The 18,448-nt window shown below is 55.2% G+C and carries 18 protein-coding genes; 16 read left to right on the plus strand and 2 right to left on the minus strand.

Annotated elements, in window-relative coordinates:
• Window positions 1–40 precede the first annotated feature (40 nt).
• From Q0X18_RS03765 to wbaP, 15 genes are all read left to right on the plus strand, one after another.
• Window positions 41–820 carry an ABC transporter permease gene (locus tag Q0X18_RS03765; protein WP_297558752.1) on the plus strand — a complete coding sequence of 260 codons (780 nt, stop codon included), beginning with the start codon at window positions 41–43 and terminating at the stop codon, window positions 818–820.
• A 159-nt stretch (window positions 821–979) separates the two neighbouring features.
• Window positions 980–3,544 (plus strand): ATP-dependent chaperone ClpB, encoded by a 2,565-nt coding sequence (gene clpB / locus Q0X18_RS03770; protein ID WP_297558755.1) that lies wholly within the window; start codon window positions 980–982, stop codon window positions 3,542–3,544.
• Between the two features lie 55 nt (window positions 3,545–3,599).
• Entirely contained in the window at window positions 3,600–4,025 is a 426-nt protein-coding gene (gene trxA / locus Q0X18_RS03775; RefSeq protein ID WP_013013172.1) for a thioredoxin, read from the plus strand.
• Window positions 4,026–4,100: 75 nt separating this feature from the next.
• Window positions 4,101–4,391, plus strand: coding sequence for a ribbon-helix-helix protein, CopG family (locus Q0X18_RS03780; protein ID WP_027881315.1), 291 nt, complete (start codon window positions 4,101–4,103; stop codon window positions 4,389–4,391).
• Entirely contained in the window at window positions 4,388–4,834 is a 447-nt protein-coding gene (locus Q0X18_RS03785; protein ID WP_013013174.1) for a type II toxin-antitoxin system VapC family toxin, read from the plus strand. The genes Q0X18_RS03780 and Q0X18_RS03785 overlap by 4 nt, the downstream gene beginning before the upstream one ends.
• 72 nt (window positions 4,835–4,906) lie before the next feature.
• Window positions 4,907–5,320 carry an Hsp20/alpha crystallin family protein gene (locus tag Q0X18_RS03790; RefSeq protein WP_297558765.1) on the plus strand — a complete coding sequence of 138 codons (414 nt, stop codon included), beginning with the start codon at window positions 4,907–4,909 and terminating at the stop codon, window positions 5,318–5,320.
• 67 nt (window positions 5,321–5,387) lie between these two features.
• Complete coding sequence (locus Q0X18_RS03795; protein WP_297558767.1) at window positions 5,388–6,020, plus strand: rhomboid family intramembrane serine protease; 633 nt, start codon at window positions 5,388–5,390, stop codon at window positions 6,018–6,020.
• 53 nt (window positions 6,021–6,073) lie between these two features.
• Complete coding sequence (locus Q0X18_RS03800) at window positions 6,074–6,805, plus strand: N-acetyltransferase (protein ID WP_297558769.1); 732 nt, start codon at window positions 6,074–6,076, stop codon at window positions 6,803–6,805.
• Between the two features lies 1 nt (window position 6,806).
• A complete protein-coding gene (locus Q0X18_RS03805; protein ID WP_297558771.1) occupies window positions 6,807–7,217 on the plus strand; it encodes an FdtA/QdtA family cupin domain-containing protein in 411 nt (136 codons plus the stop codon).
• On the plus strand, window positions 7,210–8,322 hold the full coding sequence (locus Q0X18_RS03810; protein ID WP_297558774.1) for a DegT/DnrJ/EryC1/StrS aminotransferase family protein: 1,113 nt from the start codon (window positions 7,210–7,212) through the stop codon (window positions 8,320–8,322). The genes Q0X18_RS03805 and Q0X18_RS03810 overlap by 8 nt, the downstream gene beginning before the upstream one ends.
• The gene (locus Q0X18_RS03815) at window positions 8,307–9,725 is read left to right on the plus strand and encodes an oligosaccharide flippase family protein (protein ID WP_297558776.1); all 1,419 of its coding nucleotides are present in this window, start codon (window positions 8,307–8,309) and stop codon (window positions 9,723–9,725) included. The genes Q0X18_RS03810 and Q0X18_RS03815 overlap by 16 nt, the downstream gene beginning before the upstream one ends.
• 2 nt (window positions 9,726–9,727) lie before the next feature.
• The gene (locus tag Q0X18_RS03820) at window positions 9,728–10,666 is read left to right on the plus strand and encodes a glycosyltransferase (protein ID WP_297558778.1); all 939 of its coding nucleotides are present in this window, start codon (window positions 9,728–9,730) and stop codon (window positions 10,664–10,666) included.
• Between the two features lie 11 nt (window positions 10,667–10,677).
• Complete coding sequence (locus Q0X18_RS03825) at window positions 10,678–11,580, plus strand: glycosyltransferase family 2 protein (RefSeq protein ID WP_297558780.1); 903 nt, start codon at window positions 10,678–10,680, stop codon at window positions 11,578–11,580.
• Window positions 11,577–12,491 carry a glycosyltransferase family 2 protein gene (locus tag Q0X18_RS03830; RefSeq protein WP_297558783.1) on the plus strand — a complete coding sequence of 305 codons (915 nt, stop codon included), beginning with the start codon at window positions 11,577–11,579 and terminating at the stop codon, window positions 12,489–12,491. Before Q0X18_RS03825 ends, Q0X18_RS03830 begins: the two co-directional genes overlap by 4 nt.
• 147 nt (window positions 12,492–12,638) lie before the next feature.
• Window positions 12,639–13,997 carry an undecaprenyl-phosphate galactose phosphotransferase WbaP gene (gene wbaP, locus Q0X18_RS03835; protein ID WP_297558787.1) on the plus strand — a complete coding sequence of 453 codons (1,359 nt, stop codon included), beginning with the start codon at window positions 12,639–12,641 and terminating at the stop codon, window positions 13,995–13,997.
• Here wbaP and Q0X18_RS03840 read toward each other — a convergent pair.
• The gene (locus Q0X18_RS03840; RefSeq protein WP_297558789.1) at window positions 13,991–15,472 is read right to left on the minus strand and encodes an O-antigen ligase family protein; all 1,482 of its coding nucleotides are present in this window, start codon (window positions 15,470–15,472) and stop codon (window positions 13,991–13,993) included. The genes wbaP and Q0X18_RS03840 overlap by 7 nt on opposite strands.
• Window positions 15,473–15,640: 168 nt before the next feature.
• On the opposite strand from Q0X18_RS03840, the gene Q0X18_RS03845 reads away from it, so the two are divergent.
• Entirely contained in the window at window positions 15,641–17,002 is a 1,362-nt protein-coding gene (locus tag Q0X18_RS03845) for an O-antigen ligase (RefSeq protein WP_297558792.1), read from the plus strand.
• On the opposite strand, the gene Q0X18_RS03850 is transcribed toward Q0X18_RS03845, so the two are convergent.
• Window positions 16,973–18,397, minus strand: coding sequence for an O-antigen ligase (locus Q0X18_RS03850; protein ID WP_297558794.1), 1,425 nt, complete (start codon window positions 18,395–18,397; stop codon window positions 16,973–16,975). The genes Q0X18_RS03845 and Q0X18_RS03850 overlap by 30 nt on opposite strands.
• Between the last annotated feature and the right edge of the window lie 51 nt (window positions 18,398–18,448).

The following is an 18,448-nucleotide window of genomic DNA, read 5'->3' on the forward strand; positions in this document are numbered from 1 at the left end:
AAGCCGCAAAGTGAACGCGGCCGGTTGATAAACTGAGCTTGTGCGGTATCTACGGGTGCTGGGTCGTTTTTGGGGAACTGCCCTGGCCGCCGAGCTCGAGTACCGGGGCAATTTTGTACTGGCGGCCCTCTCCTCGCTGGGAGGTGCAGCGGGGAGCCTGTTTGGGATTTCCTTGCTTTACCAGGGGGGCTACCAGCCAGGCGGGTGGCGCTTCGAGGAGGCTTTACTGGTACTGGCGGCCTTCCTCATGCTGGATGGCCTGGCTTTTACTCTGCTTTCGCCCAACCTCAACCGGGTGGTGGAGCAGGTGCAGAAGGGCACACTCGACTTTGTGCTGCTCAAGCCGCTGGACAGCCAGTTCTGGCTCTCCTTTCGCACCCTTTCCCCCTGGGGCCTCACCGATGGCCTGATCGGACTGGCGATCTGGTTCTACGCCGGTAGCCGCCTGCAGTTTGCCGTGCTTGATTACCTGTTGGGTTTCGGGCTCTTGGGGGTGGCCTTTGTGATGCTGTATAGCCTGTGGTTCATCATCGGCAGTAGCAGCATCTGGTTTGTGAAAGTAGCCAATGCTACGGAGGTGCTGCGGGCGGTGCTCGAGGCCGGGCGCTTTCCAGTGCAGGCTTTTCCGGCGGCTTACCGCTTCATCTTTACTTTTGTGGTGCCGGTGGCTTTCCTTACTACCGTGCCCGCCGAGGCCGCCCTGGGCCGGCTGACCGTTGCAAACCTGGGCCTGGCCGTTCTGATAGCCCTGGGCCTGCTGTTGTTTTCGCGGGCCTTCTGGCGCTTTGCTCTCAGAAGCTACACCTCAGCCTCGAGCTGAGCTTACCGGCTCTGTGCGAGAAAGGTCGAAAATCCTCCGGCAGCGATCGGGGCCTGTTGCTTCATATGCCGTGTGTATTGGTTGATATCTCACTTAGGGTTTTAATTCACACTCATTAGACTTGACAATAATACGCTCAAGTTTCATAATAAACTTGATATGAATCTGGAGCGCTATACCGAACAAGCCCGCCAAGCCATTGCCCAAAGCCAGGTGTTGGCCCGGGAGTCTGCCCATTCGCAGATCGACCTACCCCACCTGGCTGCGGTGATGCTGCGGGATGCCGCAAGCCTGCCAGCCCAGATCGTGCAAAAAGCTGGGCTGAATCCCCAAAGTATCTACCAGGCAGCGCAAACCGAACTGGGCCGCTTGCCCAAGGTCTCGGGAACCGAAGGAGGGCAGTATCTTTCGTCCCGTCTGGCCTCGGTGCTGGGGCGGGCCGAAAAACTGGCCGAAGAACTGAAAGATCGCTTCGTGGCCCTGGACACGCTGCTTTTGGCCCTGGCCGAGACCGGGTATGGAGGGTTGCAGGCCAATGGTATTCGGCAAGCCTTGCAGGAGATTAGAGGAGGAAGAACCGTGAACAGTGAACATGCCGAAGGAACCTACAACGCTCTGGAGCAGTACGGCCTCGACCTGACCCGCCAGGCCGAAGAGGGCAAGCTCGACCCCGTGATCGGGCGCGACGAAGAGATCCGGCGGGTAATTCAAATTTTGCTGCGCCGCACCAAGAACAACCCGGTGCTGATTGGTGAGCCGGGGGTGGGTAAGACCGCCGTGGTGGAAGGGCTGGCCCAGCGCATCGTGAAGGGCGACGTACCCGAGGGGCTCAAGGGCAAGCGCATCGTGAGCTTGCAGATGGGCTCGCTGCTGGCGGGGGCCAAGTACCGCGGTGAGTTTGAAGAGCGGCTCAAGGCCGTCATCCAGGAGACCGTGCAGAGCGCGGGCCAGATTATTCTGTTCATCGACGAGATTCACACCGTGGTGGGGGCCGGTAAGGCCGAAGGCGCGGTGGACGCAGGCAACATGCTCAAGCCGGCCCTGGCCCGGGGCGAGCTGCACCTGATCGGGGCCACCACCCTCGACGAGTACCGCGAGATCGAGAAAGACCCGGCCCTGGAGCGCCGCTTCCAGCCGGTGTTTGTGGACGAGCCCAGCCTCGAGGAGACCGTCAGCATTCTGCGCGGCATCAAGGAGAAGTACGAGGTGCACCACGGGGTGCGCATCTCCGACCCGGCGCTCATCGCGGCGGCCCAGCTCTCGCACCGCTACATCGCCGACCGCAAGCTGCCCGATAAGGCCATCGACCTGGTGGACGAGGCGGCGGCCCGGCTGCGCATGGCCCTCGAGAGCAGCCCCGAGAGCATCGATGCCCTGAACCGCCGGAAGCTCCAGCTCGAGATCGAGCGCGAGGCCCTGAAGAAAGAGACCGACGCCGAGAGCAAGTTCAGGCTGGGCGAGCTGGAAAAGGAAATCGCCGAGCTCGAGGCCGAGATCAAGAAGCAGCAGGCCGAGTGGGAGGCCGAGCGCGAGATTATGCAGAGGCTCCGCGCGGCCCAGCAGCGCCTCGATGAGGTACGCACCCAGATCGAGCAGGCCGAGCGGGCCTACGACCTGAACAAAGCCGCCCAGCTCCGCTACGGCGAGCTGCCGAAGCTCGAGCAGGAGGTCAACGAGCTGGCCGACCGCATGGCCGGGGCCAAGTTTGTACGGCCCATGGTGACCGAGGAGGATATCGCCGCCATCGTCTCGCGCTGGACGGGCATCCCGGTAGCCAAGCTGATGGAAGGCGAGCGCGAGAAGCTCCTGCGCCTCGAGGACGAACTGCACAAGCGGGTGGTGGGCCAGGACGAGGCCATCGTGGCGGTGGCCGACGCCATCCGGCGGGCCCGCGCCGGCCTCAAAGACCCCAACCGGCCCATCGGCTCCTTCCTCTTCCTGGGCCCCACCGGCGTAGGCAAGACCGAGCTGGCTAAAACCCTGGCCGCCAGCCTCTTCGACACCGAAGAGAACATGGTGCGCATTGACATGTCGGAGTACCAGGAGAAGCACACCGTGGCCCGCCTGATTGGGGCCCCTCCGGGCTATGTAGGCTACGAGGAGGGCGGCCAGCTCACCGAGGCGGTGCGCCGCCGGCCCTACTCGGTAATCCTCTTCGACGAGATCGAGAAGGCCCACCCCGACGTGTTCAACGTTCTGTTGCAGGTGCTCGACGACGGCCGCCTGACCGACGGCCAGGGCCGCACGGTGGACTTCCGCAACACCGTGATTATCCTCACCTCCAACATCGGCTCGCCCCTCATCTTCGAGGGCATCCAGTCGGGCCAGAGTTACGAGACCATCCGCGAGCGGGTGTTTGGGGTGCTGCAGCAGCACTTCCGCCCCGAGTTCCTCAACCGCCTCGACGAGATTGTGGTCTTCCGTCCGCTGGCCAGGGAGCAGATCGCGGCCATCGTGCAGATCCAGCTCGAGGCGGTGCGCAAACGCCTGGCCGAACGCCGGATTACCCTCGAGCTCTCGCAAGAGGCCCTCGACTTCCTGGCCCAGCGCGGCTACGATCCGGTCTTTGGGGCTAGGCCCTTGAAGCGGGTGATCCAGCGGGAACTCGAGACCCCCCTCTCGCGCAAGATTCTGGCGGGCGAGGTGGCCGATGGCGCTCATCTGTACGTGAGCAGCGGCCCCCTGGGCCTCACCTTCGAGGTGCGTCAGGCTGCGGTGGCCTAAGGAAATACCGTCTGGGGTCGCCAAGGCCCCAGACGCTTGTTGACTAGGAGTAACCATGGCTGTATCCGACAACATCACCACCTGTATCCATTGCGGCGCTAAAAACCGTCTGGGTAACCCCCCCGCGGGCCAGGTTCCGGTCTGCGGGGCCTGCAAAAAGCCCCTGCCCTGGCTGGTGAATGCCACCCAGGGCCTCACCCCCGAGCTTCAGGCCAGCGTGCCGGTGCTGGTGGATTTCTGGGCCGAGTGGTGCGGGCCCTGCAAGATGATTGCCCCGGTGCTCGAGGAGATCGCCCGCGAGTACGCTGGCCGGCTCAAGGTGGTCAAGCTGAACGTGGATCATCACCCCCTGGCCCAGAGCGCCTACCACGTGCAGGGCATCCCCACCCTGATCCTGTTCAAAAACGGCCAGCCGGTTGAGCGCATTGTGGGGGCCGCGCCCAAGCATATGCTCCTGCAAAAACTCCAGCCCCACCTCTAGCAAGCGGCTCCTCCAGTGGAGCACAGGCCATCCCTCCCCAGCGCTGAGGGGTGGCCTGATGTATATTTATGATGTATGCTCCGCAAGCAAGTTTACCTGACACCAGAAGAAGACGCCAAGCTCAAGCGTCTGGCGCAAGCGACCGGGCGTACCGAGGCCGAAATCATTCGCCTGAGCCTCGACCTTCTCCCGGAGGAAGAAGCCCCCGTGTTGCTCAACCTGGCGCAGGAGGGCTTGCTGGAGTTTCCGGAGCGCCCCTGCACACCGGCTAAAGCCCAGGAAGTTTTTCAGCTTTATCTGGCACGGGTAGGGAAGCGCAGATTGGGGCTGTCCCAGGCGGTTATCGAGGGACGGGAGGGTCGGTGATCCCTCCGTACCTGGATACCTCGGCCCTCATCAAGCGCTACGATCCCCAGGAGCCCGGGGCCGGGGCTGTGGTGGCCCGGCTGGAAGAGACGAGGGTGATACTCACGAGCGCCTTAACCCCAGTAGAGGCGGTTTCCGCCTTCCGCATGAAGCAACGAAGCGGGGTTTTCAGTGCGGAGGAGGTGCGCCTGGCCGTGGAGGTGTTGGAGGCTCACACCGCGCTGCAGTACCGCCTGGTATCGCCCAAACCCCCGGTGTACCGTGAGGCCAAACGCCTCCTTTTGCGCTATAAGCTGCGGGCCTACGATGCCCTACAACTGGCCACGGCCCTGGTGGTGGTTCGGGTAAGCGGCCTCGAGGTTGGGGCGCTGGAGTTCTGGACAGCAGACCGTGACCAGGCCGGGGCGGCGCAGGCCGAAGGGCTATCCGTCAGGCTGGTCTAATCTATAAACTACTAAAACTACTTGACAATAGTACACTCAAGTTTTATACTCTCCTACGTAAAGGAGGTTGCTATGATTCGATACAACCCTTTCCGCGAGATTGAACAACTGCAAAACGCACTGCTGCGCAACTTTTTCACCCCCACCGCTGAAAGCGCCCATACCCCCTTGGTGGACGCGCTCGAGGATGCCCAGGGCATTCACCTGGCCGTCTACCTGCCGGGTGTGGAGCCCTCCAACGTGGAGGTGACCGCCGAGAACAACACCCTCACCATCCGGGCCGAGCGCCCCTTCAACAAGCCCGAGAACGCCAACCAGTGGCGGCTCGAGGGGCCTTACGGCAAGTTCGAGCGCAGCTTCGTTATTCCCAACACCTTCGACCTGGGCAAAATCGAGGCCACCTTCAAACACGGCATCCTCTACCTCGATATCCCCAAGGCCGAAGCTGCCCAGCCCCGCCGGATTGAGGTACGGGTCAACTCGTAAGGCACGAACGCTATACCAGCCCCCGCTTGGCGGGGGTTTTTTGTTGTTCTTGCTGTAACCTGTGGGCATGTTCCCGCTGCACGACATCAACCGGGCCCACCGCCGCCCGTATGTGGTCTACCTGCTGGTGGTGCTGAACCTTGTGGGGTTTGTGTACACCTTTGGCCTCACCGACCCCGCCGCGGTGATCGGGGCCTATGGCTTTGTGCCGGCCCGCTTTATGGCCGATCCCTTTGGCGAGGGGATCACGCTCTTCAGCAGCATGTTTTTGCACGGCAGCCTTTTACACATTCTGGGCAATATGTGGTTTTTGTGGGTCTTCGGCGACAACATCGAAGACCGTCTGGGCCACGGGCGTTTTTTGCTGTTCTATCTGCTAGGCGGGGTTGCCGCTGCCCTGATTCAGGGCCTGGTGAGCGGTTTTTCCAGCGACATCCCCATGATCGGAGCCTCGGGGGCCATCTCGGCGCTGCTGGGGGCCTACATTGTGCTCTACCCCCGCGCCCTGATTCTCTCGCTGGTGGGCTGGATTCCCGTGCCCATTCCCGCCGTTATTTACCTGGGCTACTGGCTCCTGATTCAGTTTGCGGGCGACTTTATGGGCGAGGAGGGCATTGCCTTCTGGGCGCATATTGGGGGTTTTGTGGCGGGAGTGGTGCTGATCCGAGTATTTGACTCGAGCTCGAGCCGCAAAGCGTAGATGATTATTTTGACCTTAGAAGATAAGGGGGTTGAGATAAACTAATTTTTGCAATGGTATCAATTAGCCCTCATGCAGTAGTACAAACTCGTAACATAGGGACAAACGTTCAGATCGCCGAGTTCGCTGTAATACGACAAGATGTAACCATTGGTAATGATGTTGTGATCCACCCCCATGTGGTTATCGAATCCGGGGTAGTAATCGGTGACGGTGTTGAGATATTTCCTGGGGCATATATTGGCAAGGAACCCAAGGGGGCTGGAGCTCTTTCTCGTAAGCCAGAGTTTGAAAGGCGTGTAGTAATAGGTGCAAACAGCTCTATTGGCCCAAACTCGGTCATTTTCTATGATGTTGAGATTGGCGAGAGCACTCTGTTGGGAGATGGTGCTTCTATTCGAGAGAAGTGTCGAATTGGATCTAAATGTATTATAAGTCGCTACGTAACCATAAATTACAACACAACCATCGGAGATCGCACCAAAATAATGGATCTAACTCATGTGACGGGAAACTGTCGAATTGGCAACGATGTATTTATTAGTTTGACTGTCGGGATGACAAACGACAATGCTATTGGGCGTATGGATTATGACGAATCCAGAGTTCAAGGGCCGGTGATTGAGGATGGTGCGGCAGTCGGGGCAGGAGTAACTTTGCTACCGGGAGTAAGGATAGGCCGTAATGCTTTGGTTGGAGCGGGTTCGGTGGTCACAAAGGACGTTGATCCAAACACCCTAGTAATGGGTATACCAGCCCGATTCGTAAAAAAGTTAGGTGACTGATATGCCACTGGATCAAGTACGAATAATCACTCTGCCTAAGATTAGCGACCCGAGAGGCAACCTAACCTTTGTTGAAGAAAATAGACACGTGCCTTTCGAAATCAAACGGGTTTATTATCTTTATGATATACCTGGCGGAGAGGGCAGAGGTGGACACGCCCATTATGAACTCGAGGAGTTTATTATTGCTGCTTCGGGAAGTTTTGATGTCATTCTTGATGATGGTTATGTGAGACACCGTTTTCATCTTAATCGTTCGTATTTTGGTTTGTATGTTCCAAAGATGGTTTGGCGAGAATTAGACAATTTTTCTTCTGCCTCGGTGTGTTTGGTGCTCGCTTCTAATTTTTATGATGAACTAGACTATATTCGTGATTACAGCGAATTTGTGAAGAGGGTTCGAGATGGATGAGATCCCTTTTCTAGACCTTAGAGCGGCTTATCTTGAGCTGAAGGCTGAGATTGACGCTGCTGTACTGCGTTCCCTCGAGAGCGGATGGTACATTGGTGGTGCCGAGGTCGAGGCTTTTGAAGCGGAGTATGCCAACTATTGCGGTGCCCAGTTCTGCATAGGTGTGGGAAACGGCCTCGACGCATTACACCTGTCACTCAAAGCTTTTGGGGTTGGCCCAGGTGATGAGGTAATTGTGCCCAGCAATACCTACATTGCAACCTGGTTGGCCGTGACATACTCGGGCGCCAAACCTGTTCCTGTCGAACCTGACGAGCGAACCTATAACCTAAACCCAGCACTTATTGAGGCTGCAATCACGCCTAGAACCAAAGCGATCATTCCCGTTCACCTTTATGGTCAACCAGCTGACCTTGACCCGATTCTCGAGATCGCGCGTCGGTATGGCTTGAGGGTACTCGAGGACGCTGCTCAGGCACACGGCGCACGCTACAAGGGAAAGAGGATAGGTGCACACGGCGATGCTGTTGCCTGGAGCTTTTACCCAGGCAAGAACCTTGGAGCAATAGGGGATGCTGGAGCGGTTACCACAAACAACCCCGAACTTGCTGAGCGAGTAAGTATGCTGCGCAACTACGGCTCCAGGGTGAAGTATGTCAACGAGCTGGCGGGTTACAACAGCCGCCTAGACCCCATCCAGGCCGCCGTGCTACGTGTAAAGCTTGCTTACCTGGATGAGTGGAATGAGCGTCGTCGTTTGGTTGCAGGGCTGTACCTAAAGCAACTAGCCAATACGGGGCTGACGCTCCCGTACGTTCCCGAATGGGGCGAGCCTGTCTGGCATCTGTTTGTGCTTCGCAGCTCTGAGCGTGATCAGTTGCAGAAGCATCTTGCGTCCCAGGGTATCGGAACCCTGATTCACTACCCGATTCCGCCCCACCGACAGCAGGCATATGCCGAAATGGGTCTGCAAGAAGGCTGCCTCCCAATCTCGGAAGCCATTCACCGGGAAGTACTTTCATTGCCCATCGGCCCACACTTAAGCATGGCACAGGCAGGCCGCGTGGTGGAGGCTGTACAGTCTTTTGCATGGGCTCGATCTTAAGGGCTACCTTGATCTTGGGTAGCGGCTCTGTCGTAAGCCTGTTTGCTGGCTTTATCGCGAACAAGGCTTATGCGATATGGGTTGGCCCGGAAGGGCTGGGTTTGCTGAGCTTACTGCAAGGCTTGCTTGGACTGGCTGCGCTGGTTGCTGGGATGGGTTTACCCTCTGGATTGGTTCGCCTGGGAGCAACGGCCGCAAGCCAAAATGACAGCACATTTATAGCTGCGCTACGCCAGGCGTCTTGGCAACTTTATGCGCTGCTTGCAGGCACGGTGGTTTTGCTGTCGCTGCTCTTCGGCCAGCCTATTGCTCGTTTAATGTTGGCAGACAGCCCTGCTTCGATCCTTGTCTGGGTTGTTCTTGCTGTGCTACTCAGTTTAGCTGCGGGCTTGCAGATTGGCCTGTTGAATGCCTACCATCGCGTCGAGATGCTGGCTCGAGTGACGGCACTCTCTAGCATCTTTGGGGCGGCTTGGGGTGTTGGATTGGTCTGGTTGTGGCGTGAAACAGCATTGCCTTTGGTCTTAATGGGTGTTCCGACAGCCCAGTTGGTTTTGTCGAGCTATTTTGTTCGAAATCTGTATTTAACTAGAGAAAAACCCCTTCTAGCGAGGGTAAGAGAGGCTCGAGCCCAGTTGCTGCGATTCGGCTTTCCTTACACCCTGAGCCAGCTGGTTGGCAGTGCGGTACAGCTTGCAATGCCCTTTTTTGTGCTACACCAACTCGGTCAAGAAAACGTGGGTTACTACAGAGCTGCCGTATTATTTTCTACCGCCTACATTGGATTTTTACTAAATGCATTGGGTCAAGATTACTATCCCCGGTTATCTTCCGTTAGAGATCGGCCCGAGGTCTTCCGTCAGACTATACACCTCCAGCAAACTTTTGTTCTACTGATAGGTGGCCCTCTTATCACACTTTCGATAGCACTGGCTCCCCCGATGGTAACGATTTTGTTTTCTACTGAGTTTGAGCCTGCAGTGAAAGTACTGCAGTGGCAACTGCTGGGCGATCTATTACGGTTTTTGAGCTGGACGCTTGGTTTTGCTGTACTGGCCATATTGCCCAGTCGCATGTATCTATTCACCGAAACGCTGGGGGGCGGGATGATGTTGGGGTTTTGTCTGTGGGGCATGCAGCAGTTTGGCTTGCAGGGCTTGGGTATAGGCTGGCTGCTCGGGTATGGCGGTTATTTGCTCGTTTTAGCACTGGTGCTAGTAGCAAACAAAACCTGGGCGCCCACATGGACGAATGTGGGTCTACTCATGCTGGGTCTAGGCGTGGCAACACTAGTGCGGTTTTTTTCCCAGCCTTGGGGGTTGCTAGTTGCATTAGTATGGACACTGATGTGTGGTTTCTGGCTGCTTGTTTGGCTTCGACAGGTTCGGGTTGAGGTGAGATAGAAATGGCCGAGCCTCTGGTTAGCGTTTTAATCCCGGTTTATAACCACGCTCGCTATGTGCGTCAGTGTTTGGACAGTTTGTTGAGCGAAGGTTGGCCCAACCTCGAGGTTCTGGTTGTAGACGATGGTTCCACGGATAACTCTTTTGAGATGGTGCAAGCATGGCGCACGCAGCACTCGACCGCGTTCAAACGCTTTATATTAGAAAGACAAGACAACAAGGGCTTATGTCGAACTCTAAACTATTTGGTTCGAAAAGCTGAGGGAGATTTCCTGACGCTAGTAGCTAGTGATGATTACCTTTTACCCAATGGTATAGCCAGGCGGATTGAGTATTTAACAAACAACCCTGAAAAGCTAGCGGTTTTTGGCGACAGTATAGTAGTAGATTCTTGTGGGCGACAAACCGGGCGCAGTGCCTTGACTCAGATCTATAAATTTTCAGCCCGGCCGGAGGCGTTAAAGGTTTCGAGACTAATGGCGCTGGAGCTCATCTTGAGATGGTCTGTTCCTGGGCCGGGTTTGCTTTTGAGGCGTACTGCATTCGACGATACTTTGGGAGTGGGCTACTACAACGAGTCGGTCATGATCGAAGATCGAGATTACTATCTGCGGTTACTGGCTCGAGGCGCTCTTGGATTCATCGACATTCCCGTTGCCGCATACAGATGGCATCAAGAAAACACGGTTAATGCTAATGGAGCCAAAAGGATGCGCCAGTATGCCGATCTTGCATCTATTGCACAGCGACTCTCACACCAATTCACTGGTATAGAGAGACTGGCCCTTTTGGTGGAAGCGAAGAAACGGGCAACTGCCTTCTCTGGGTTAGCGCCGACTCGACTACCAGCATGGTTTTTCTGGAGGTTGGTCTGGGCTTTGCTCCTGCTGATCCAGGATGCCCGGGTGTTTTTCTACCGCTTTGTAGGAGGTGTCGATTGAGTCACTTCCATGTGGAGATACTGCTCGCAACTTTTAATGGAGCACGGTACCTGCAGGATCAACTTGACTCGTTGGGTGCGCAAACCTATTCGAACTGGTCGCTTATTGTGCGGGATGACGGCTCTACTGATAGCACCCGAGACATACTTAAGACTTACTCACAGAGTTTCCCGGGGCGAGTAAGAATTATTGAAGATAGCGATAAGGGATTGGGGGCTAAGGGCAATTTTGCTCGTTTGCTAGAATATGCGTCTGCACCTTATGTAATGTTTTGTGACCAGGACGACATATGGCTGCCCAATAAGATAGAATTACTTCTTCATCGGATGCTAGAGGCTGAAGCTCACTGGGGCTCGGGTGTACCTCTTCTCATACACAGCGATCTTGAGGTTGTAAATCATGACCTATCTGTAATTGCTAATTCTTTCTGGAAATACCAGTACCTTGAGCCCACATCAGGGCAGGGTCTAAACACCCTTTTGGTTCAAAATACGGTGACGGGCTGTGCAACCATTATTAACCGAGCGCTGTATCGAATGGCTTTACCTATTCCGCAAGAAGCTATTATGCACGACTGGTGGCTGGCTTTAGTTGGGTCTGCTTTTGGGCGGGTGGAGTTGGTGCCACAGCCTACCGTACGTTACCGCCAACATGATTCAAACAGTATCGGTGCAAAAAGATGGGGGTGGGGTACAATGTTTAGCAAAGCAAAGAAAGTTCGAGGGATCATAGAAAAGACCCAAAGGCAGGCGCGAGCTTTCACTGAGCGATTCGGTATGTCAACCCCAAAAATTATTAGCGAGTACGGAAGGCTGCAAGAGCTGGATCCACTGTCCCGGCGTAGTTGGTTGCTTCGAAATAAGGTTCGCTGTTCTGGTTGGCTGCGCAACCTTGGTTTCTGGCTCTACGTATGACCGTATCATTGATCATTCCCACCTACAAAGCGGCCACGTTCCTACCAATACTGATCGAGGCGCTGTGGCGGCAAACCCTCAAACCCTACGAGATCATCATCATAGACTCCTCCTCTTCCGACCAGACAGTTGCAATCGCACAAGAGATGGGCTGTCGGGTCGAAGTGATCCCACAGTCGGAATTCAACCATGGTGGAACGCGCAACCGTGCAGCGCGGCTGGCCAAGGGTGAAATCCTGGTTTTTATGACCCAGGATGCCCTCCCATCAGACGAATTCTTTCTACAAAAGCTGATCGAGCCCATCAGCCAGGGTACTGCTGTAGCAGCCTATGCTCGGCAAATTCCCTATCCCGATGCCAACCCAACCGAGGCCTTTGGGCGACAGTTCAACTACCCGGCTCAGAGTCACCTGCAAACCCTCGCGCAACTTCCGTATAAAGGCTTCAAGACCTTCTTCTACTCCGATGTAGCCTCGGCTGTGCGGGCCGAGGTGTTCTGGGCCATGGGTGGCTACCCGGACTGGGTGATCGTTGACGAGGATGTTTACCTCTGTGCCCGGTTGCTGAGAGCAGGCCACACGGTGGCCTATGCTGCAGAAGCAAAGGTCATTCACTCGCATAACTACAGCTTGAGCCAGCAGTTTCGCCGCCTGTTCGATGTAGGGGTTTTTGTAGATCAGGCTGGTGATATGTTGACAGGGGCCAAAACCAGCGGCGAGGGGTTGCGGTTTGTGCGGCATATGACCATGCATCTGGCCCAAAAAGGTGCCTGGGGATGGGTTTTGTATGGCTGGCTCGAGGCAGCCCTTAAATTTGTCGCCTACCAGATGGGCCGTCGCCACCGCTGGCTGCCTGTTTCGCTCAAACGCATACTGAGCTTACACCGGCGCTTCTGGGGCGTTGCAAGTTGATCTGCGGCATTTGCCCCAAGAAAAGCGGCAACAGGCGATAGGCTAGAGGGGATGCAGTCACGTATTCCAAGGGTTTTGCCCTATCCTGTAGCCAGGTCAAATGCTGTGGTCGCAAGCAAGCCTTGGCTCACCATTACCACGCTCGTAGTGGGCGATCTTCTCACCCTTACGGCCCTGATGGCTGCAACGGTATGGGCTCGCTATGTGCTGGGGGGGGTATACGAGTTCCAGACCTACTGGCAGCTTTGGCCCACACTGTTTTTGTTCGTGGCGGTTTACGCCCTATTGGGGCTCTATCCCGCGGTGGGGCTGAGTGTACCTGAGGAAATCCGCCGCGTCTTTACCGCAACGACTTTGGTTTATCTGCTGTTAGGCTCTACCACCTTCTTGTTCAAAGAGGCTGAGACCTACTCCCGTGCCATCTTCCTGGTGGCTTGGGCGCTTAGTCTGGCAGGAGTGCCAATTACCAGGGCCCTCCTGCGACACTGGTTCGCTGCCAAACCTTGGTGGGGTTATCCGGTGGTGATATTGGGCGCGGGCAAGACGGGCGAGGCGGTGGTTAAAGCCTTGCGACAACAGCCCGGACTGGGCCTCAAGCCGGTGGCCTTCCTGGACGATGACCCCAGCAAGCGCGGCGATTTTGTGGGGGTTCCGGTGCTGGGTGGGTTGGAACTGGCTCCAAAAATTGCGCAAGAGTGGGGTATTCGACACGCGGTACTGGCGATCCCAGGTGCTTCAAGGGCACGCCTGCTGGAGGTAATTGAGCGCTACGGCAGCGCCTTCCCCAAGCTCACCCTCATCCCCGATCTGTTTGGCATGGCCAGCCTGTGGGTCTCGGCTACCGATATGGGGGGTATTTTGGGTTTGGACTTGCGCCACAACCTGCTGCAACCTTCAGCACGTTGGCTCAAGCGGGGTTTGGATTTGGTGGGGGTTCTGATGGGTGGCTTGCTGTTGCTGCCGTTTTTGGGTTTGCTTGCGCTTCTGATTCGCCTGGATTCGCCTGGCCCGGTGATTTTTGCTCACGAGCGCCTCGGCAAAGATGGGCGGCGCTTCCGGGCACTCAAGTTTCGCACGATGGTTCAAAACGCCGACCAGGTGCTTTTCAAAGCGTTGGAGCAAAACCCTGCCCTCAAGGCCGAGTGGGAACGCGACCACAAACTTCGCCGCGACCCCCGCATTACCCGCCTTGGGGTCTGGCTGCGGCGTACCAGCCTGGACGAACTGCCCCAGCTATGGAACGTGTTGGTGGGGGAGATGAGCTTAGTAGGGCCACGGCCTATTGTGCAGGCCGAGGTGGAGCGCTATGGCGACCGTTTCTCGCTTTATACTCAGGTTTTGCCCGGCATGACCGGCCTGTGGCAGGTCTCGGGTCGCAACGATACCACCTATGCCGAGCGGGTGGCGCTCGATACCTACTACGTGCGTAACTGGTCGCCCTGGCTCGACTTCTACCTATTGGCCCGCACGGTTTGGGCGGTGCTGTGGAGCAAGGGGGCTTACTGAGCCTCGAGTTTCTCCAATAGTGCAGGAGCTTTCTGACCCCATTCTCCATACTGTCTATAGACGCTGTTCCCAAGTGGTATACCTGCTGGTTTGAAATTCGGCGGAAAGCGCTCGAGGCCTGCCCGCAATGCCTCGATAGCCTCGGGTTTTAACCCCAGTTCAATCGCGACTTCTGCCCGTTGCAAGTAAAACCACGGCCCGGCCAGAGGAAACTGCTGGTTGATGGTGCGTAGAGCCTCGAGCCTCTCCTGAGGGCTTTCCGCATACTGAAGCTGGGCGCGGCGAATCCAGATACTCTTGGGGTTCAGCTCGGCAGCCCTGGCCAGCAGCGCCTTTTGCTCTTCCCCCGAGAGCCGCGCTGCCTCGGCTAAAACCTCGGGCCGGTAACCCAGGTGGCGCGTTACAGCGCAACTGCTCTGGCAGGGCCAGTACCACCATACGGCCAGAGCCATAGCGATGATTAGAAAAGGCACCCTCCAGAGTAGGTGCGTACTGGTGGGGATAGGCTTATGCACAAGTTGTCCGTACACTGCTCCCAAGCTGGCGAAGGCCAGCATCATCACGGCTGGGTACATGCCGGTAATGTCGAAGGCTAGGGTAGCCCAGAGCCCGGCGGCACCCAGTGCCCAGGGCCAGACTTTGGAGTTCCACCCCCGCCAAAGAATCCAGGCCAAAAGCCCTAGAAGCACGATTAGCCGGGGCCAGCCTCCGGTCGCAGCGGTCTCGAGGTAGTAGTTATGAGCGCTGCTAAAAAGTACTCCAGGGTATTGCTGATAGGCCGCCAAAACCTCTCGAAAGCTGCCATTGCCTGTTCCTAACGGTTCATGCAGGGCAATGCTAAGGGTTTGTCGCCACATCTGAAGCCGGCTGCCGAAGCTGCCCTCGGTGCTGGCATCGCTGATTTGTTTTTCGATCGAGGTGCGTGTATCTAAAGCGGTTTGAATGGGATGAAAGGGAAGTGCAGCATCTACGCTAAACACAATCAAACCTACTAAGCCCAACCCGGCAAAAATGCGTGGAAGATTGATTTGTTCTCGCCAAAGCCGATACACCAAGAGGGCAAGAACCAGTACGAAAGGTAAGTAGACCGCTCGAGCGCCCGACATCAAAGCGAGGTACAAAGCCGCAGTTAACAAGATACCGCTCAGCAGGGGCCACCTCGAGCGAAACAGCCACACCATAGCCAGCGGGATTAGCACCAGGGCCTGGGCCCCGGCTACATAGTGGCTCGAGCCAGAGAAGTACATCACCAAGCCAGCCCAGGCCAGCGTGAGGGTGGTTAGGAGGCCATACCCCAATAAGGCGATATTCAACCCCACAAAGCCTGCCAGCCAGGTTCCTGCGGCAAACGCAGCTAGGTAGGCCAGCTCCCACAAGCCCAACACCAGGGTGTTGCCAGGCGTAAGGCTCCAAAAAACGGTTAGAAGACCCAGCCCCCACCACACCCACAGGGCAAGCGGGATTTTCGGCAACACAAACCCTACACAAAAAAGCACCAGACTGCTCAACCAAACTGGAGCGACATCATAATGCGAGTAGATCTGCTGCCATAGCCAAAGAAGTACAGCCAATAACAACATTGAATTAAAGAAAGTCTGAATATAACCGGATTTATACACAGCTTTATTGTAAAGTCCAATTTAATGTTCAGTCGTACTTTTCTGCACCAATGGTTGTGGCCGATCTATGCTGCCATCTATGTTTTTTTATTCTATCCAACTTTTCTGGTAAACCCAGGTGCAAATCTTAGCAATGTTCTTTCCGAAGGATATCTGGTAAGGGCTTATGTTACAGCCCTTTTTTTGTTGGTTGGCTTTACGCTGGAATGGTCGGCACATCCTCAGTTGCAGCTTAGTGACGCTCGCTACTTGTCAAGAGCCTTACGTCACCACCCGGCCATTGCGCTGGCTTTGTTTTATGGGCTCTGGTCTGTAATAACCTCTTTCCTTGCACTAGAGCCAATTGCGGCATTAACGGGTTCATTTTATGGCAGTGGCGATGGTGCTTTATTTAGTCTCGCCCTTATAGGGGTTTTTGTATTGGTTTATTTGCAAGCGCTACGTGATCCTGAGCTGCCACGTCGGTTGGCATGGGCTGTCGTAATCTCGGGTGTGGTAATGGCCTTACTTGCTATTATCGAAATCATTACCCGGCAGGGAGTTTTGTATCCAATTCATCCTGGAAGTTTGCCAATGGTAAGCTTCCCGCAAAAAGGACACTTGGCTGGGTTCTTTGTATTAGTTATTGGAATCTTATTTGGTTTTTTGCGTCAGCCTAGTAGGATTGCAATTCCTGCCCTTTTGGCAGTTAGTGTGGCACTGGGTTTAACCTTTAATCGGACAGCGTTACTAGCAATAGGCTTTGGGTGGTTGTGGTTGCTTGGTAAATGGCGACAAATGTTTGTAGTTGCTACAGTAATTGCCTCGGGTCTTTCGATGGGTTGGCTCATGGTCGGTACGCTAAACTCCGAGGGTGAGCGCCCGCTAATAAACAACACAACTGTTCAAACCCGTTATTACATCTGGAAAGCGGCTATGGGGGGTATTTTGGAGCGACCCCTGACCGGATGGGGGGCAGGCCAGTTTGATATGGTTTGGCCAAAGTTTTTATCGGAGGAAGAACTCAACCGATATGCTCAGATGGAGTGGGGAGTGAAGAGAGTCAAAGATGTTTTCCTAACTCCCAGAGCCTCACCAGTGCTCCTCGTAGAGCAAACCGATGGGACAGTGGCAATCAAAGGGGTTTCAGTTTGGAAAGCCCATAATCAATTTTTGGATATCGCTTTGCTGCGCGGCTTGGTAGGCTTGCTGTGCTACCTAGGGCTGTTATGGTATGTCTTTCTTTCTATACGTAAGTTTCCTCCGCTGGCAATGGGACTCATTACCTACCATGCATTCTTGCTCTCATGGTTTGCTCCTTTTCATATTGAAGGAACTTTGTGGGCTGTTTTGGGAGGAGCTTGCGCTGTAGCGAGTTTAACTGGGCGTAGAACGAATATTACCTGAATGTGCTGAGGATATGCTTGCCCAACCCATGGCTACAAGGAGCAGGTGCAATGGCTCAGTTCCAACCACAGGAAACCACGCAAGGTAGTAGACCATCAAAGCTATCGTTATCCAAAGCCACGCGAGATTTCGGTTCCCCCAACTTTTCCAAACTGGAAACAAATAGAGAACGACCCATAACATTGCGCTTAGACCACCAAAAGCCAGTAGACGATCTAGTAAGAGATTATGTGCCTTATCGAGCGTGATCGGGTAATCTCGTTTAATATTGGCCTGGCCGCCAAATCGTTCAAACTCCACATGGATATACCTGCTGCGCAGTTGCTCTCGTGGAGGCATAACGACAGTGGCATTGGCGACCTGCGCGTCGCGGGGCCAGGCTAGTTCTGTTTTGGTCAATTCCAGCAAATCGGCTACTGGCGGGTCGCGTAAGAGAGATAGCCTGAAGGCATCTGACCCTCCTCCAATCAAGGGTGCACCCGGAATTTTGCTCAGGCTTTGATAAGCCAATGCCCAGATTTGAAAACGACTCTCGAGGGTGTTGGTTTCTGTATATTCACGCGTAAAGCCTTGCGGGTTTGGAACAACAAACTGAACACAAAATACTGACATAACAGCAAACGTGGAGATAAGCAGCGTGCGCCAAGTACGGTGTATCAAGCTTAGGCCGACCACGCCAACAATTAGGGCTATCAGAGCTGCGCGATTCCCGGTTGCGCCAAGAGCGAGTGCGGAAAGAAAGAGACCAAGCAGAGTTAACCAACGATATTCTTTTCTTGACTGCTCTATGGTTAGCCATATGCCCAGCAATATAGTGGGCAAAAGGAGGCCAGCCAGCATGCCGGGGTGGCTTAGGCTGCCAACCGGGCTGCTGTACATACTCCACTTCACCAGTGGTCCGATAGGGTCGAGCTGTAGCCGTTGTAAAAGGGCTAGTACTGCTTGAATGCTTCCCCCAACGAACAATGCTGCCATAAGAGTAATCCGAAGATGGGGCAACTTAAGGAGCATTTGGTAGGCGAAAATTCCAAAAAGAACCAGACCCAAATGGTATAGCAAGCCATCAAGCCGTCGCTGTGGGCCAAGCAGGGCATAGCTCCAGTCATCCCGCGCGTTGAGGCTACTCACTAAGACCAGTAACAAATGAACAGATAGTAGCAAAACAAAGGGTTTGCGCCACTGTATCTCCCTAAGACTAAGCATTCCCAATAAGCCAATCAGCAACAGTACCAGAACCTTTGGAAATAACTGAAACATTTCAAGCGCCTGGGCTAGCTCAGTATCAAAAATTAGACCGGGTTTCCAGAAGGGTGCACCAGGAACAATAACCAATGGAAAGAAGGTAGTAAAGGCAATTAAGGAGATAGTAGAACGATGTTGATTGGGCGAGTTCATTAGGGGTACTATAGCGCTTTTGGCATTAGCGAAAGACAAGAATGCCCCTCA

Origin of the sequence: Meiothermus sp. (assembly GCF_026004075.1) — a bacterium.
GTDB lineage: Bacteria > Deinococcota > Deinococci > Deinococcales > Thermaceae > Meiothermus.